A 14,411-nucleotide genomic window follows, 5' to 3' on the forward strand; every position below is an offset into this window, starting at 1 on the left:
TGCGGGCGCTCCCGCCATGGATACCTGTACCCGTTCATCCTGGCATCAAATGAACAGACTTTCAAAGTAAATGAAATATGGTTTTAAAAAACCAAATGCGCGCTCACAATTTTGTGACGGGCAGGATCTACGTCGTCCGTTGCAAAGAGTGAGGGTAGATCGTCCGGCTATTCCTGGCATTGCAGCGGGCATCTGCGGGTACGATAACGTATTTCCATCCACTCAGAGCGAACCATGAAAAGAGCCATCGTAGCCGCTACAGTCCTGCTGCTCGCGGGATGCAGCGTTAATCGCCAGGCGGAAATCAGCAGCCTGGACGCGCCGAACGGCATTGTCCGCCTCGACTATGGCCAGGCACTGCTGCAAAACGCCTGGTCCGATGAATATGTTAATAACGGTACCGCGGTAAAAGCCTGTCAGAACATGGGCTATGCCACCGCCTCTGCCTACGGGCAGCCCGTCAAAACCTGCACCCTGACAAGCGGCTCGTTGTGCCTGAACGAAAGCGTTACTATCCAGTATAAGTGCATGGGGTATGCCGTTAACCCTAAGGCAAATAATCCCTGGTATTAATCAAAGCTGCCAGCGTTTGCTGGCGCTTTATTTAACTAAGAACAAAAATAATTCGCATTAATAAAAATAAATATCGCCAATGCGTTTTATTCCCATTCGTATTTTGAACAAATAAATATTTAATTTTACGTTTTGCAAATAATTAAATAACAAATTATAGTGTCGCTTATTATGAACTCGTAATAATAATCCGGAGCGCCACCATGCTGAAAACTGAAATGATCGACAAGCTCAATGCACAAATGAACCTTGAGCTCTATTCATCCCTTCTCTACCAGCAGATGAGCGCCTGGTGCAGCTATCACAGCTTTGAAGGTGCAGCCGCGTTTCTGCGTCGTCACGCTCAGGAAGAGATGACCCACATGCAGCGCCTGTTCGATTATCTGACCGATACGGGCAGCCTGCCGCGCATCGAGAACGTGGCATCGCCTTTTGCTGAATATAATTCTCTCGACGAACTGTTCCGCGCCACCTACGAGCACGAGCAGCTGATCACCCAAAAAATTAACGAACTGGTTCATGCGGCAATGATCGGCCAGGATTATCCAACCTTTAATTTCCTGCAGTGGTACGTCGCTGAACAACACGAAGAAGAGAAGCTGTTTAAATCCGTGCTGGATAAATTGTCGCTGGTAGGTAAATCCGGCGAAGGTCTTTACTTTATTGATAAAGAACTCTCGACTCTCGATACGCAGAATTAATATCAGCGCGGTGCCGGTTTCCGGCACCGCGTTTATTTACCTTCCCCACGCCTCAAAACACGCATTTTATTCCCCGTACGCCTTTTTTACGTCACGCCTGGTCGTCGCCCCACTCAGGATTGGCGGTAGCGCAATACGTAAATCTTTCATTACACCCCTTGTAACAGTGGTTTGACGAATTACCGCTTTTGCCTTACTCTGCGCCGCAGATTTTGTTGCGGTTAAGCGTCGTTGTAGAGGAAAGCGTGAAAAACAGAACCCTGGGAAGTATTTTTATCGTCGCCGGAACGACGATTGGCGCAGGAATGCTGGCAATGCCTCTGGCTGCCGCGGGAGTGGGATTTGGAATGACCCTGCTGCTGCTTGGCACGATCTGGGCATTAATGTGCTACACCGCACTGCTGCTGCTTGAGGTTTACCAGCACGTGCCTGCCGATACCGGGCTGGGTTCGCTTGCGGCGCGCTACCTGGGACGCTACGGCCAGTGGATCACCGGCTTTAGCATGATGTTCCTGATGTACGCCCTCACGGCCGCGTATATCAGCGGTGCCGGGGAGCTTATCGCCTCCAGCGTCAACGACTGGTTTGGCTCAGACATTACCCCTGCAACGGGTGCCATCTTCTTTGCGCTCATCGGCGGCGGCGTGGTCTGCGTGGGGACCTCGCTGGTCGATCTGTTTAACCGCTTTCTCTTCAGCGCAAAAATCCTGTTTCTGGTTGTCATGCTGGCGCTGCTGGCACCGCACGTGCACAAGGTGAACCTCCTGACGCTGCCGCTGGAGCAAGGGCTGGCGCTTTCCGCCATTCCGGTCATTTTCACCTCGTTTGGCTTCCACGGCAGCGTGCCGAGCATCGTCAGCTATATGAACGGCGATGTCCGCAAGCTGCGTCGCGTGTTTATTATCGGCAGCGCCATTCCGCTGATCGCCTACATTTTCTGGCAGCTGGTGACGCTGGGCAGCATTGACTCTTCCACCTTCGTCGGGCTGATGGCGCAGCACGCTGGCCTCAACGGTTTCCTAATGTCTCTGCGCGAGGTGGTCACCTCGCCGCACGTGGAGCTGGCGGTTCATCTGTTCGCCGACCTGGCGCTGGCGACCTCGTTCCTGGGCGTAGCGCTCGGCCTGTTCGATTACCTGGCCGACCTGTTCCAGCGCCGCAATACCGCCGCCGGGCGGTTGCAGACCGGAGCCATCACCTTCCTGCCACCGCTGGCGTTTGCGCTGTTTTACCCTCGCGGGTTTGTGATGGCGCTGGGCTACGCGGGGGTGGCGCTCTCGGTCCTGGCCCTGCTGCTCCCTTCCCTGCTGGCGTGGAAAAGCCGTCAGCAGCATCCTCAGCAAGGATATCGCGTCGCGGGGGGAAAACCGCTGCTGTGCGTTGTGTTTGGCTGCGGGGTGATGATTATTCTGGTGCAGGTGCTGATAGCAGCCGGAATGCTGCCGGAAGTGGGTTAAATAAAAAAGGGGCTATCGTCAGCCCCTTTTTTATCAGTGCAGGCAGCAGCTCTTAAACTTCTTCCCGCTGCCGCAAGGACACGGATCGTTACGCCCCACCTTCGTGCCGTTCACGACAGGCTTCTTCGCTTCCGGCTGCTGCGGGTTCTCCACCCAGTAGTTGTATAAGCGCAGGGCCGCAGGCTGGATGCGCTCAATGCTGGCGATATACTCCTCTTCGGACAGTTCATCCAGCTTCTCGCTGTTCTCTTCCGTTCCGTGCAGGGCTATCACGTCGAGATCGGCCTTCAGGGCTTCCGGCAGGGCTGACCAGTCCGTCAGCGCCACGCCGCGCATGTAGCCATAGCACCACTCTTCCACCACGGTGTAACTCTCACCGTCAACGTCGTTATAGCCGAACAGCGGCTCAAACTGATCCGGGTACTCGCTCAGGCGCTCGGCAATGTCGTTCATATGCTTAAAGCAGAGATCGATAAAACGGTTCATCTCGCGATCGTTTTTCCAGCGCGGGATGTACTTATCTCCGCCCCAAACCGCCACCAGCCAGGCATCTGGCTCAACGACAACAGGGCCGGAAAGCACTGCGGTAAGCATGCCGTCCAGCTCGGACACGTCAATCACGGACGCATCGTCGTGACCGTAAGACATTAACGTCTCTTCCAGCCACGCCATTTCGCTTTCATTTAATGGACCTTCCGTCATCGCGGACACTCCTGATAAAAAGGAAAGGATCCTACCACAGATCGCACGCCTGCCCTGGCTGAAGTTTAGGTCTTTATTGCTGCAAAAGTGTGCAAATCGTGACCGTTGCACAACTTATGGGCTTTATTGTTAACGTTGTGTGATCTCCGCTGTAATTTCTTCTCCTGCCGCAGGGCGGGATAACGCGGCGCTCTATACTCAAACATGTCATAACCCCGTCAAGGGGTTAACCATTCTGGCAACGTTTTTGCTTGCTGTTCTTCGCGCGACGCTGCGCATGGAAACCTCGCCGTATCACGCAGGATGCCGTTCGTTTAGTGCATTTTGTTCTTGCTCGTGTTTTTGGATTAGCTGCGCCCTGGGCGTTCAGGCTTACGCCGTGGTGCAAAAACCTCTTTGCTAAGGAACATAATAATGTCGCTGAAATTTATCAGAACTCCTGTTTCTCTTGTGCTGGCCGGCTGTCTGGTGACGGCGTTTTCCGCCCGGGCAGATATCGTGATTGGTGTCGCCGGACCGTTCACGGGCCCTAATGCCACCTACGGCGATCAGTACTGGCACGGCGCAACGCAGGCCGCCGAAGACATTAACGCCGCAGGCGGTATTAACGGTGAGAAGATCAAACTGGTTCAGGGGGATGACGCCTGCGAGCCTAAGCAGGCCGTGGCCGTCGCCAACCGCCTGGTCGACCAGGATAAGGTCAACGCCGTGGTCGGCCATTTCTGCTCCTCTTCCACCATGCCCGCCTCCGAGGTGTATAGCGACGCAGGCATCATCGCGATTACCCCCGGCTCAACTAACCCGCAGATCACCGAACGCGGCATGAGCGACATGTTCCGCATGTGCGGCCGCGATGATCAGCAGGGCCAGGTCGCAAGCGACTTCATCATCGACAAGCTGAAAGCCAAACGCGTAGTCATCATTCACGATAAAGACACCTATGGACAGGGGCTGGCAGACGCCACCAAAGCGGCGTTGGCGAAGCGCGGGGTCAAGGATGTGATGTACGAAGGTTTATCCCGCGGAGAAAAAGACTTTAACGCGCTGGTGACCAAGATCGGCGCGCAAAAACCTGACGTGGTGTTCTTCGGCGGCTGTCACCCGGAAGCCGGCCCGCTGGTTCGCCAGATGCGTGAACAGGGGGTGCAGGCGAAATTCTTCTCCGGCGACTGCATCGTCAACGAAGAGATGGTGACGGCGGCGGGCGGCCCGCAATACACCAACGGCATTTACATGACCTTCGGTAAAGATCCGCGCCTGATCCCGGATGGTAAAGCGGTTATCGACAAATTCCGCGCCGGTAAATTCGAGCCGGAAGGTTACACCCTCTACTCCTATGCCTCCGTACAGGCCATTGCCGCAGCCTTCAAGGCAACCGGCGGCAAGGACTCCGCTAAAGCCAGCGAGTGGCTGAAAGCCAATTCCGTCGACACGGTGATGGGCAAAAAAGCCTGGGACAGCAAAGGCGACCTGAAAGTGTCTGACTACGTGGTTTACCAGTGGGACGACAAGGGAAAATATAAGGAAGTGCAGTAACGGGATGGAGTCACGCTCAACGTCGGCGGGCTTGCCCGTCGGCGCGTAATAAACATCAGGCTGCGCGCCTCGCGCAGCCTATAAAACGAGCGCGCTAAGATGAGTACATTCTTCCTGCAGCAGTTAGTCAATGGCTTAACGCTGGGCTCCGTCTACGGCCTGATCGCCATCGGCTACACCATGGTGTACGGCATTATCGGGATGATCAATTTCGCCCACGGCGAAGTGTATATGATTTCCGCCTATCTCTGCGCCATTGGCCTGGCGCTGCTCTCTTTCTTCGGGCTTGAGTCCTTCCCCCTGCTGATTCTGGGTACGCTGGTGTTCACCATCGCGGTAACCGGCGTGTACGGCTGGACTATCGAGCGTATCGCCTACAGGCCGCTGCGAAACTCCACGCGCCTGGCGCCGCTTATCTCCGCCATCGGGATGTCCCTTATCCTGCAAAACTACGCCCAGCTGAGCCAGGGTCCGCGCCAGCAAGGGGTGCCGACCATGCTCGACGGCGTGATTCGCCTGCATCTTGGCGACGGGTTCGTGCAGATAACCTACACCAAAGTGTTTATTCTGCTCGCCTCGTTTGCCGGCATGCTGGTGCTCACCTGGATAATCAACCATACCCGGCTGGGGCGGATGTGCCGCGCGGTACAGCAGGATCGGAAGATGGCCTCCATTCTGGGCATTAACACCGACCGAATTATTTCGCTGGTCTTTGTTATCGGCGCGGCGATGGCCGGCCTGGCGGGGGTGCTCATCACCATGAATTACGGCACCTTTGATTTCTACGTCGGGTTTGTGATTGGCATTAAGGCCTTTACGGCGGCGGTGCTGGGGGGCATCGGTTCCCTCCCCGGCGCCATGCTGGGTGGCCTTATCCTTGGCGTCGCGGAAGCCCAGTTCTCGGGCATGGTGAACTCGGACTATAAAGATGTCTTCTCGTTTGGCCTGCTGGTCATGATCCTGATTTTCCGGCCCCAGGGGCTGCTCGGGCGCCCGGTCGTAGCCAAAGTGTGAGGGAGAGACTGATGACATCACACGGTTTTTCGCTTAAGCGCTGCATTCTGGACGCGATTTTTTCCGGACTGATTGCGCTGATAATCTTCGGCCCCATTGCGGGCGTGGTGCTGGACGGGTACAGCTTTAACTTCGCCGGACAGCGGCTGGCCTGGATGGTTGGCATCGTCATGCTCGGGCGTTTTCTGTTGAGCGCCTTTTTAGGTACCGCCGTGGGCGCCCGTTTCCAGGCGCGCTTCGAAGCCGATAGCGCGGGCGTCTACGTTCGGCCACCGGAATATAAAAGCCGCATGCGCTGGATTATTCCTCTGGTGATTACCCTTGCGGTTTGCTTTCCGTTTGTCGCCACTAAATATGTCCTGACCGTCGCCATTCTCGGGCTGATCTACGTGCTTCTCGGTCTGGGGCTGAACATCGTCGTGGGGCTGGCAGGCCTGCTGGACCTGGGGTACGTTGCCTTCTACGCGATTGGCGCGTACGGTCTGGCGCTGGGATACCAGTATCTCGGCCTAGGCTTCTGGAGCATGCTGCCGCTGGCGGCAATCATGGCCGCCGCCGCCGGTGCCCTGCTCGGTTTCCCGGTACTGCGCATGCACGGCGACTATCTGGCGATCGTCACCCTCGGGTTCGGGGAGATTATTCGCCTGATCCTGAACAACTGGCTGACCTTCACCGGGGGGCCAAACGGCGTGTCGGCCCCTCCCCCTACCTTTTTCGGCCTGGAATTTGGACGACGCGCGAAAGAAGGCGGCGTGCCCTTCCACGAATTTTTCCACCTGACCTACAACCCGAACATGAAGTTTATCTTTATCTATACCGTGCTGTTTCTGGTGGTGATGCTGGTGCTCTACGTCAAGCACCGCCTGACGCGGATGCCGATTGGCCGGGCGTGGGAAGCCCTGCGTGAAGACGAAATTGCCTGCCGCTCGATGGGGTTGAATCACGTCCTGGTGAAGCTCTCCGCCTTTACGCTGGGGGCGTCGACCGCCGGCATTGCCGGGGTGTTCTTCGCCACCTATCAGGGGTTCGTGAATCCGACCTCCTTTACCTTCTTTGAATCCGCGCTGATCCTCGCCATCGTGGTGCTGGGCGGCATGGGCTCGACGCTTGGCGTGGTGCTGGCCGCCTTTGTGCTTACGGTCACGCCGGAGCTGCTGCGCAGTTTTGCCGAGTACCGTGTCCTGCTGTTTGGCATGCTGATGGTGGTGATGATGATCTGGCGTCCACGCGGCCTGATCCGCATTAACCGCAGCGGGTTTGCCGTGCGTAAGGGCGTGGCGCCATGAACGGGACGATATTGCGCGTTGAGCATCTGATGATGCACTTCGGCGGGATTAAGGCGCTTAACGACGTGAATCTGGACGTGCAGCGCGGCTCCATTACCGCCCTTATCGGGCCAAACGGAGCGGGAAAAACAACCGTGTTTAACTGCCTGACCGGCTTCTATAAGGCCTCCGGCGGCAATATTTTATTTTCTACCCGCACTAAAACGACCAACGTTATTCAGGTCCTCGGACAAAAATTCCAGCCGGGCGACTGGATTAACCCCGCGCAGTTCGGGCAGCGCCTGTTCTACAAAATGTTTGGCGGAACGCACCTGGTCAACCGCGCCGGGCTGGCTCGCACATTCCAGAACATCCGCCTTTTTCGCGAGATGTCGGTCGTGGAAAACCTGCTGGTCGCGCAGCATATGCGCGTTAACCGCAATCTGCTCGCCGGGATCTTAAACACGCCGGCATATCGGCGGGCGGAAAGCGACGCCCTGGACAGGGCCTTCTACTGGCTGGAAGTGGTGGATCTGGTGGAGTGCGCTAATCGCCTGGCGGGTGAGATGTCGTACGGGCAGCAGCGGCGTCTGGAGATCGCGCGGGCAATGTGTACCGGGCCGGAAATGATCTGTCTGGATGAGCCCGCCGCCGGGCTTAACCCGGTCGAAACGTATAAGCTGAGCAGCATTATTCGTTTTCTTCGGGATCGTCATGACATCACGGTCTTACTGATTGAACATGATATGGGGATGGTGATGGAGATTTCGGACGACATTATCGTGCTCGACCACGGTGACGTGATTGCCAGAGGCAAACCCGAACAAATTCAGCATGATGAAAAAGTGATCGCCGCCTACCTGGGCACGGACGAAAGCGAGGTGACCCTATGACCGAACCGCTGCTGGCATTTCGCGAGGTGGATGTGTTTTACGGCGCCATTCAGGCGCTGAAGCAGGTCTCCCTGGAGGTCAATAAGGGTGAGACCGTGGCGCTGATTGGCGCGAACGGCGCGGGTAAATCGACATTGCTGATGTCTATCTTTGGCCAGCCGCGCATCCGCAGCGGTCAGATTTTGTTCAGCGGTGACGACATCAGCCATCAATCCACCCACTACGTCGCGTCCAGCGGCATTGCGCAGGCGCCTGAAGGCCGGCGCGTCTTCCCGGATATGACCGTTGAAGAGAACCTGCTGATGGGGACCATCCCCATTGGCAACCAGTTTGCGGCTGAAGATATGCAAACCATGTTCGACCTGTTCCCTCGCCTCAAGGAGCGACGCAAGCAGCGCGCGATGACCATGTCCGGCGGAGAACAGCAGATGCTGGCGATCGCCCGGGCGCTGATGAGCCGTCCCAGGCTGCTGTTGCTGGATGAACCGAGCCTGGGCTTAGCGCCGATAGTGGTGAAGCAGATCTTCCAGACGCTGCGCGAACTGGCCCGCAACGGCATGACCATCTTTCTGGTGGAGCAGAACGCGCACCACGCGCTGAAGCTTTCCGATCGCGGGTATGTGATGGTTAACGGGCAGATCCGGTTGAGCGGCAGCGGCGAGGAGCTGCTGGGAAATCAGGAGGTGAGGAAGGCGTATTTGGGTGGGGTGTGACTGGCGGAAGCTGGTTTTCGACGTCAACCCCGACAGATCGCCCGCCACTGTTTATCTTTTGAATTTTCCTTTATCCCAACCTTCACCTCGGGCGGTTAAGTCGACTGACGGTGCAACTGCTGTTCCCTCTGCATCATAAAAAAATGCAGAGCTAGTAAAGTCATATATGGTCCCGTGAACAGTGAAAGAGATGTTATTGCCGATCCCATCAACCTTTGCCTGCGGAGTATTTGTTGTGAGTGTCGGGGCGATATTCTGTTTTTCGAGAGCCACCAGCGGATCGCCGTCAACCTTGCTCGCTAAAAAATAACGGTAAATGTAGCCCGTGGTCATGTCAGGCTCAGCGTATTCAGTAATGTATAACCATGTTCGCGGTGTGAGCTGGCGAACCTCATAAAGTTTGTCACGCACCGTTAAACGCTCGATATGCTGTAAATAACAGTACCCAGCGATCACAACGACCATGATTAGAGTGACGATCCAATGCAGCACTCTAAAAGTGATGCTGTTTAGCATAGTCAATTCCCTGTTTTATCCAGAACTGATCAATCGGGTCATCGCCGAACGGGGGACCTTGCATGAAATTTCCCCATTCTTCTCGTGATGTGCCCGCTTTCCACTGTGCTGCGCCAGCGGCCATATGTAGAATTTTTGCGGGAATGCATGCTGCATAACCCACTGCGCCAAAATGAAAGTTACCAAAATCAGCCCACAGTCGATTTTTTTGTTTGTAATCCCACGGCCCGCCGTTTTTGACTCGCTGATAAAACCAGATATATGTAAGTGGGGTGGCCATATCCTGCACTTCGCGCCGCGCCCTGGCAAGCCTGATGTGTTCCCGCAAAATCTCCAGCCCACGGGGCGGGTAAATCGGTATGCATGCCATCGTTAATTCCTTTGACCTGGCAAAACCAGCAACATAAGGGCAACGACTACGCAGTGTACTGTTTGAGATCAATATATTAATTTTATTATTTATATCAATAGGTAATGCTATTTGCTTAATCTCATCGATAACACAATCTGTATTACATACAAACCCGTTTTAGCTGTTAATAACCTTTTACCCACCAAAAAGGAGTGTTGAAAATGGCTATTCCGGCTTATCTCTGGCTTAAGGACGACGGCGGCGCGGATATCAAAGGATCAGTTGATATACAGGATCGTGAAGGAAGCATTGAAGTCCTTTCATTTAGTCACGGATTATTAATACCAACCGATAATGGGACAGGTAAAATAACGGGTACGCGCCTACACGCACCGCTCGTAATAGAAAAAGAGTTTGATAGTTCAAGTCCGTATCTCTACAAAGCAGTTGCCACTGGCCAGACGCTAAAAAGTGCTGAGATCAAGTGGTATAAAATTAACCATGCGGGACAAGAGGTTGAATACTTTAACATGCTGCTTGAAAACGTCAGGGTAGTCAGTATTAACCCCGTCATGCATAACTGCAAAGAGCCAGCGCTTCAGATACACAATCATAATGAAGGTATACAACTCCGCTATGAGCGTATTACCTGGAAGTATTGTGACGGAAACGTCCAATACTCAGATGCATGGAATGAGCGTGTGACAGCGTAATCAAGGGCGGTTAATCCGCCCACTGTTTTATAACGACCGCACAGGGTCATTGGATTGAAAGTGGAAAGATAGACTTCAGGCACAAAAAAACCACCTTTCGGTGGTTTCACGACACTGCTTATTGCTTTGATTATTCTTTGTTTCCCATGGTACCCGGAGTGGGACTTGAACCCACACAGCGCGAACGCCGAGGGATTTTAAATCCCTTGTGTCTACCGATTCCACCATCCGGGCTCGGGAAGAAAGTGGAGGCGCGTTCCGGAGTCGAACCGGACTAGACGGATTTGCAATCCGCTACATAACCGCTTTGCTAACGCGCCGTAAAACTTTTCAAACTGACACCCGCTGTTGCGCATGTCTTTAATCTGGAGCGGGAAACGAGACTCGAACTCGCGACCCCGACCTTGGCAAGGTCGTGCTCTACCAACTGAGCTATTCCCGCATGTCATCAAGCTTAGTGCTAACCGCTTGATTTCACTATCGTCCGGCTTGCTGTGCCGCCGTTCGATGCGTTGCATTCTACTGATATGACGTTATGAGTCAACGTTATTTTTTGCTTGTCTGGATCGTTTGCTGAAAATTACGGCGAAACGATCACTGATCAAGCAAATCCCCGCGCGCAGCGTTCAAATATTGCAGCATTGACCACAGCGTCAGCACTGCCGCCACCCACAGGAGACCGATCCCAGCCCACTCTACCCAGGCGTTCGGGCGCCAGAGCATCCAGACCAGCGAGGCCATCTGCGCGGTGGTTTTCACTTTACCAATCCAGGACACCGCCACGCTGCTGCGTTTCCCCAGCTCCGCCATCCACTCACGCAGCGCAGAGATGATGATCTCACGGCCGATCATCGTTGCGGCGGGCAGCGTCACCCACCAGGTATGATAGTGCTCAGCCACCAGCACCATCGCGATAGCGACCATCACTTTATCCGCTACCGGATCGAGAAACGCGCCGAAACGGGTGCTCTGGTTCCAGCGGCGCGCCAGATAGCCATCAAACCAGTCAGTTACCGCTGCGATAAGGAAGATCAATGCGCAGGCAAACGGTGCCCAGACGACCGGCAGGTAAAATGCCAGCACAAAGAACGGAATGAGTACAACACGAAAGAGAGTGAGCAACGTAGGGATATTATATTGCATAGTGACGGTAACTATTTGTTGTCAGTAAAATTTAGCTCTATGTTGCTACAGAGCCCTCAATGTTTCAACGAGTAGTAGATCTTTTCTGCCAGCCCTTGCGAAATACCCGGCACTTTTGCAATTTCCTCCATGCTGGCGTTGAGTAATCCTTGCAATCCGCCCATATACTTCAGCAGCATCTGGCGGCGTTTTGGCCCCACGCCCTCAATAGTCTCAAGCGTGCTCGTATTTTTGACCTTCGCCCGTTTTTTGCGGTGGCCGCTGATGGCATGGTCGTGCGACTCATCGCGAATATGCTGGATGACGTGCAGCGCCGGGGAGTCCGGCGGCAGGCTGAAGCCCTCACCTTCCGGCTCAAAAAACAGCGTTTCCAGGCCCGCTTTACGATCGGCCCCTTTTGCCACGCCTAACAAAAGCGGATGGTTTTTGTCCCACTCAACGTCGAGCGACTCGAATACCGCTTTCGCCTGGCCTAGCTGCCCTTTCCCGCCGTCGATAAGGATCACGTCCGGGATCTTGCTCTCTTCAATCGCTTTACCGTAGCGGCGACGCAGCACCTGATTCATGGCGGCATAGTCGTCACCCGGCGTGATGCCGGTGATGTTATAGCGGCGATATTCGGCGCGCAGCGGGCCGTTGGCGTCAAACACCACGCAGGACGCCACCGTCTGCTCACCCATCGTATGGCTGATATCAAAACATTCCATACGCTTCACTTCCGGCAGCTTCAGGAGCGTCGCCAGCGCGGTTAAACGCTGGCTGACCGTCGATTGCTGGGACAGCTTAGTGGTGAGCGCCGTCGCCGCGTTGGTCCGCGCCAGCTTCAGGTAACGTGCACGGTCGCCGCGCGGTTTGGTTTGAACATTGACCCGACGCCCGGCCAGTTCGGAAAGCGAGTCGGCCAGCAGGGTTTTATCGTCAAGATTAAAATCGAGCAGGATCTCAGAAGGCAGCGTACGCATCTGGCTGCCCTGCAGATAGAACTGACCGACAAACGTTTCCACCACTTCTCCCAGCTCGGTGCCGCCAGGCACCTTCGGAAAATAGCTGCGGCTGCCGAGCACTTTGCCCTGGCGAATAAACAGCACGTGCACGCAGGCCATGCCGGCGTCGAAGGCCACGCCGATAACGTCGAGATCGTCGCCGGTATTCGAGACAAACTGTTTCTCAGTGACTCTGCGCACCGCCTGGATTTGGTCGCGGATCCGCGCAGCCTCTTCAAACTCAAGCGCGGCGCTGGCTTTTTCCATCCGGGCGATCAGCTGGGTTAAGACCTGATCGTCTTTGCCAGCTAAGAACAGGCGTACATATTCCACCTGCTGCGCATACTCGTCTTCACTGACCAGCCCGGCAACACAGGGGCCAAGGCAGCGCCCAATCTGGTACTGCAGACACGGGCGCGAGCGGTTGCGGTAAACGCTGTTTTCACACTGGCGGATCGGGAAGATTTTTTGCAGCAGTGCCAGCGTTTCCCGCACGGCATAGCCGTTCGGGAAAGGGCCGAAATATTCACCCTTCGCATGTTTTGCGCCACGGTGCATCGCGAGACGCGGATGGGTGTCGCCACTCAGAAAGATAAACGGATAGGACTTGTCGTCCCGCAGTAGCACGTTATAGCGCGGCTGGTAGAGCTTAATATAGTTGTGCTCAAGCAGCAGCGCTTCCGTCTCGGTATGCGTCACGGTGACATCAATATTTTGAATGAGTGAGACCAGCGCTTCGGTCTTACGGGAGGCAAGGTTGCTGCGGAAATAGCTGGAAAGACGTTTTTTGAGATCTTTGGCCTTCCCCACATAGATAACCGTACCGCCAGCGTCATACATCCGATAGACGCCTGGCTGGCTGGTTACGGTTTTCAGAAATGCTTTTGAATCGAATACATCACTCACTGACTTAACAACGTCTCCGCGTTACATAAACCGTGCCGGATGGCCAGATGAGTCAGTTCAACATCACCATGAATGTTCAATTTACTGAACATACGATAACGATAGCTGTTGACCGTTTTCGGGCTGAGATTCAGCTGCTCTGAGATCTCATTCACTTTCTGACCCTTGGTGATCATCAGCATAATCTGCAATTCACGCTCAGACAAACTGGCAAACGGTGATTCCGTTTTCTCGGGTTCGATCTGGCTCAGCGCCATCTGCTGCGCAATGTCAGAGGCAATGTAACGCTGCCCGGCAAATACAGAACGGATAGCATTGACGACTTCCTGAGGTGCGGCGCCTTTGCTCAGGTAACCGGCTGCTCCCGCCTGCATCACCTTCGCGGGAAGCGGGTTTTCAGTATGCACGGTCAGCATGATGACTTTCGTATCAACAAAGGTACGCGCGATTTTGCGCGTTGCCTCAAGGCCACCGATACCGGGCATGTTCATATCCATCAGCACCACATCGGCCGAGTTTGTGCGGCACCATTTTACGGCATCTTCCCCACAGCACGCCTCACCGGCAACTTTAATACCTTTAATATCTTCAAGAATGCGTCGTATCCCTGCGCGCACCAGTTCGTGGTCATCAACAAGAAGGACGTTGATCAAAGGAAATGTCTCCAGAATAGGGATAACGCTACTGAGTGATAATTTGGCTTATATTAACGGTTTTCATGACAAGATTAAAACGTTAAAAAATCGGCTATTCGATTTTGCTCTCGTTTTTGGAAATTAGCCCTTACAGTCCATGGAAAGAGAGCCCTTGCCATCAGAGCTTTTGCGGCTTTTTTTAAGCATCTGTATTCAAAAAGTTACAAAAAACTTGCACGTTTTCCTCGCGAAAAAACGGTTCTCAAATTTTTGTAACAATAATTAACGGCAAGTAAACCGGGCGCAAAC

General features: G+C 54.5%; 15 protein-coding genes and 3 tRNA genes. 9 read left to right on the plus strand and 9 right to left on the minus strand.

Going from position 1 to position 14,411, the window contains the following annotated elements:
- Positions 1–234 precede the first annotated feature (234 nt).
- From yecR to tyrP, 3 genes are all read left to right on the plus strand, one after another.
- A complete protein-coding gene (yecR, locus tag USG84_RS07745; RefSeq protein ID WP_151412579.1) occupies positions 235–573 on the plus strand; it encodes a YecR family lipoprotein in 339 nt (112 codons plus the stop codon).
- Between the two features lie 203 nt (positions 574–776).
- Positions 777–1,274 (plus strand): non-heme ferritin, encoded by a 498-nt coding sequence (ftnA, locus tag USG84_RS07750; protein WP_028013664.1) that lies wholly within the window; start codon positions 777–779, stop codon positions 1,272–1,274.
- A gap of 245 nt (positions 1,275–1,519) precedes the next feature.
- Positions 1,520–2,731 (plus strand): tyrosine transporter TyrP, encoded by a 1,212-nt coding sequence (tyrP, locus tag USG84_RS07755; protein ID WP_151412578.1) that lies wholly within the window; start codon positions 1,520–1,522, stop codon positions 2,729–2,731.
- 33 nt (positions 2,732–2,764) lie between these two features.
- Here tyrP and USG84_RS07760 read toward each other — a convergent pair whose 3' ends face one another.
- Positions 2,765–3,433 (minus strand): YecA family protein, encoded by a 669-nt coding sequence (locus USG84_RS07760; RefSeq protein ID WP_061097837.1) that lies wholly within the window; start codon positions 3,431–3,433, stop codon positions 2,765–2,767.
- A 414-nt stretch (positions 3,434–3,847) separates the two neighbouring features.
- On the opposite strand from USG84_RS07760, the gene USG84_RS07765 reads away from it, so the two are divergent.
- From USG84_RS07765 to USG84_RS07785, 5 genes are all read left to right on the plus strand, one after another.
- Positions 3,848–4,969 carry a branched-chain amino acid ABC transporter substrate-binding protein gene (locus USG84_RS07765; RefSeq protein WP_061097836.1) on the plus strand — a complete coding sequence of 374 codons (1,122 nt, stop codon included), beginning with the start codon at positions 3,848–3,850 and terminating at the stop codon, positions 4,967–4,969.
- A 99-nt stretch (positions 4,970–5,068) separates the two neighbouring features.
- Positions 5,069–5,983 carry an ABC transporter permease subunit gene (locus USG84_RS07770; RefSeq protein ID WP_028013668.1) on the plus strand — a complete coding sequence of 305 codons (915 nt, stop codon included), beginning with the start codon at positions 5,069–5,071 and terminating at the stop codon, positions 5,981–5,983.
- An 11-nt stretch (positions 5,984–5,994) separates the two neighbouring features.
- Positions 5,995–7,269, plus strand: a complete 1,275-nt coding sequence (livM, locus tag USG84_RS07775; protein ID WP_320738228.1) for a high-affinity branched-chain amino acid ABC transporter permease LivM — start codon at positions 5,995–5,997, stop codon at positions 7,267–7,269.
- Positions 7,266–8,141 (plus strand): ATP-binding cassette domain-containing protein, encoded by an 876-nt coding sequence (locus USG84_RS07780; protein WP_320738229.1) that lies wholly within the window; start codon positions 7,266–7,268, stop codon positions 8,139–8,141. Before livM ends, USG84_RS07780 begins: the two co-directional genes overlap by 4 nt.
- Positions 8,138–8,854 carry an ABC transporter ATP-binding protein gene (locus tag USG84_RS07785; protein WP_151412577.1) on the plus strand — a complete coding sequence of 239 codons (717 nt, stop codon included), beginning with the start codon at positions 8,138–8,140 and terminating at the stop codon, positions 8,852–8,854. The genes USG84_RS07780 and USG84_RS07785 overlap by 4 nt, the downstream gene beginning before the upstream one ends.
- Before the next feature lie 51 nt (positions 8,855–8,905).
- Here USG84_RS07785 and USG84_RS07790 read toward each other — a convergent pair whose 3' ends face one another.
- Positions 8,906–9,370 (minus strand): hypothetical protein, encoded by a 465-nt coding sequence (locus tag USG84_RS07790; protein ID WP_151412576.1) that lies wholly within the window; start codon positions 9,368–9,370, stop codon positions 8,906–8,908.
- Complete coding sequence (locus USG84_RS07795; RefSeq protein ID WP_080329511.1) at positions 9,348–9,740, minus strand: polymorphic toxin type 44 domain-containing protein; 393 nt, start codon at positions 9,738–9,740, stop codon at positions 9,348–9,350. Before USG84_RS07795 ends, USG84_RS07790 begins: the two co-directional genes overlap by 23 nt.
- A gap of 203 nt (positions 9,741–9,943) precedes the next feature.
- On the opposite strand from USG84_RS07795, the gene USG84_RS07800 reads away from it, so the two are divergent.
- Positions 9,944–10,435: an Hcp family type VI secretion system effector gene (locus USG84_RS07800; RefSeq protein ID WP_320738230.1), complete on the plus strand. Its 492-nt coding sequence runs from the start codon at positions 9,944–9,946 to the stop codon at positions 10,433–10,435.
- Positions 10,436–10,582: 147 nt separating this feature from the next.
- Here the strand turns inward: USG84_RS07800 and USG84_RS07805 are convergent.
- The 6 genes from USG84_RS07805 to uvrY form a co-directional block, all read right to left on the minus strand.
- Positions 10,583–10,669, minus strand: a tRNA-Leu gene (locus USG84_RS07805).
- 12 nt (positions 10,670–10,681) lie between these two features.
- Positions 10,682–10,755, minus strand: a tRNA-Cys gene (locus tag USG84_RS07810).
- Positions 10,756–10,801: 46 nt separating this feature from the next.
- Positions 10,802–10,877: transfer RNA gene (locus tag USG84_RS07815), tRNA-Gly, on the minus strand.
- 152 nt (positions 10,878–11,029) lie between these two features.
- Positions 11,030–11,578, minus strand: coding sequence for a CDP-diacylglycerol--glycerol-3-phosphate 3-phosphatidyltransferase (gene pgsA / locus USG84_RS07820; RefSeq protein ID WP_041909393.1), 549 nt, complete (start codon positions 11,576–11,578; stop codon positions 11,030–11,032).
- A gap of 56 nt (positions 11,579–11,634) precedes the next feature.
- Positions 11,635–13,467, minus strand: coding sequence for an excinuclease ABC subunit UvrC (uvrC, locus tag USG84_RS07825; RefSeq protein ID WP_151412574.1), 1,833 nt, complete (start codon positions 13,465–13,467; stop codon positions 11,635–11,637).
- Entirely contained in the window at positions 13,464–14,120 is a 657-nt protein-coding gene (gene uvrY / locus USG84_RS07830; protein WP_013096026.1) for a UvrY/SirA/GacA family response regulator transcription factor, read from the minus strand. The genes uvrC and uvrY overlap by 4 nt, the downstream gene beginning before the upstream one ends.
- Positions 14,121–14,411 lie beyond the last annotated feature (291 nt).

The sequence above is a fragment of the Enterobacter sp. 168J2 genome, assembly GCF_034107265.1.
In the GTDB taxonomy this organism is placed as follows: Bacteria; Pseudomonadota; Gammaproteobacteria; order Enterobacterales; family Enterobacteriaceae; genus Enterobacter; species Enterobacter nematophilus.

Bases quoted from the DNA above. Each gene is read 5' to 3' on its own strand.
- yecR (WP_151412579.1), top strand. From the start codon at position 235: ATGAAAAGAGCCATCGTAGCCGCTACAGTCCTGCTGCTCGCGGGATGC.
- ftnA (WP_028013664.1), top strand. From the start codon at position 777: ATGCTGAAAACTGAAATGATCGACAAGCTCAATGCACAAATGAACCTT.
- USG84_RS07795 (WP_080329511.1), bottom strand. From the start codon at position 9,740: ATGGCATGCATACCGATTTACCCGCCCCGTGGGCTGGAGATTTTGCGG.
- pgsA (WP_041909393.1), bottom strand. From the start codon at position 11,578: ATGCAATATAATATCCCTACGTTGCTCACTCTCTTTCGTGTTGTACTC.
- USG84_RS07790 (WP_151412576.1), bottom strand. From the start codon at position 9,370: ATGCTAAACAGCATCACTTTTAGAGTGCTGCATTGGATCGTCACTCTA.
- USG84_RS07785 (WP_151412577.1), top strand. From the start codon at position 8,138: ATGACCGAACCGCTGCTGGCATTTCGCGAGGTGGATGTGTTTTACGGC.
- livM (WP_320738228.1), top strand. From the start codon at position 5,995: ATGACATCACACGGTTTTTCGCTTAAGCGCTGCATTCTGGACGCGATT.
- USG84_RS07800 (WP_320738230.1), top strand. From the start codon at position 9,944: ATGGCTATTCCGGCTTATCTCTGGCTTAAGGACGACGGCGGCGCGGAT.
- USG84_RS07765 (WP_061097836.1), top strand. From the start codon at position 3,848: ATGTCGCTGAAATTTATCAGAACTCCTGTTTCTCTTGTGCTGGCCGGC.
- USG84_RS07770 (WP_028013668.1), top strand. From the start codon at position 5,069: ATGAGTACATTCTTCCTGCAGCAGTTAGTCAATGGCTTAACGCTGGGC.
- USG84_RS07760 (WP_061097837.1), bottom strand. From the start codon at position 3,433: ATGACGGAAGGTCCATTAAATGAAAGCGAAATGGCGTGGCTGGAAGAG.
- USG84_RS07780 (WP_320738229.1), top strand. From the start codon at position 7,266: ATGAACGGGACGATATTGCGCGTTGAGCATCTGATGATGCACTTCGGC.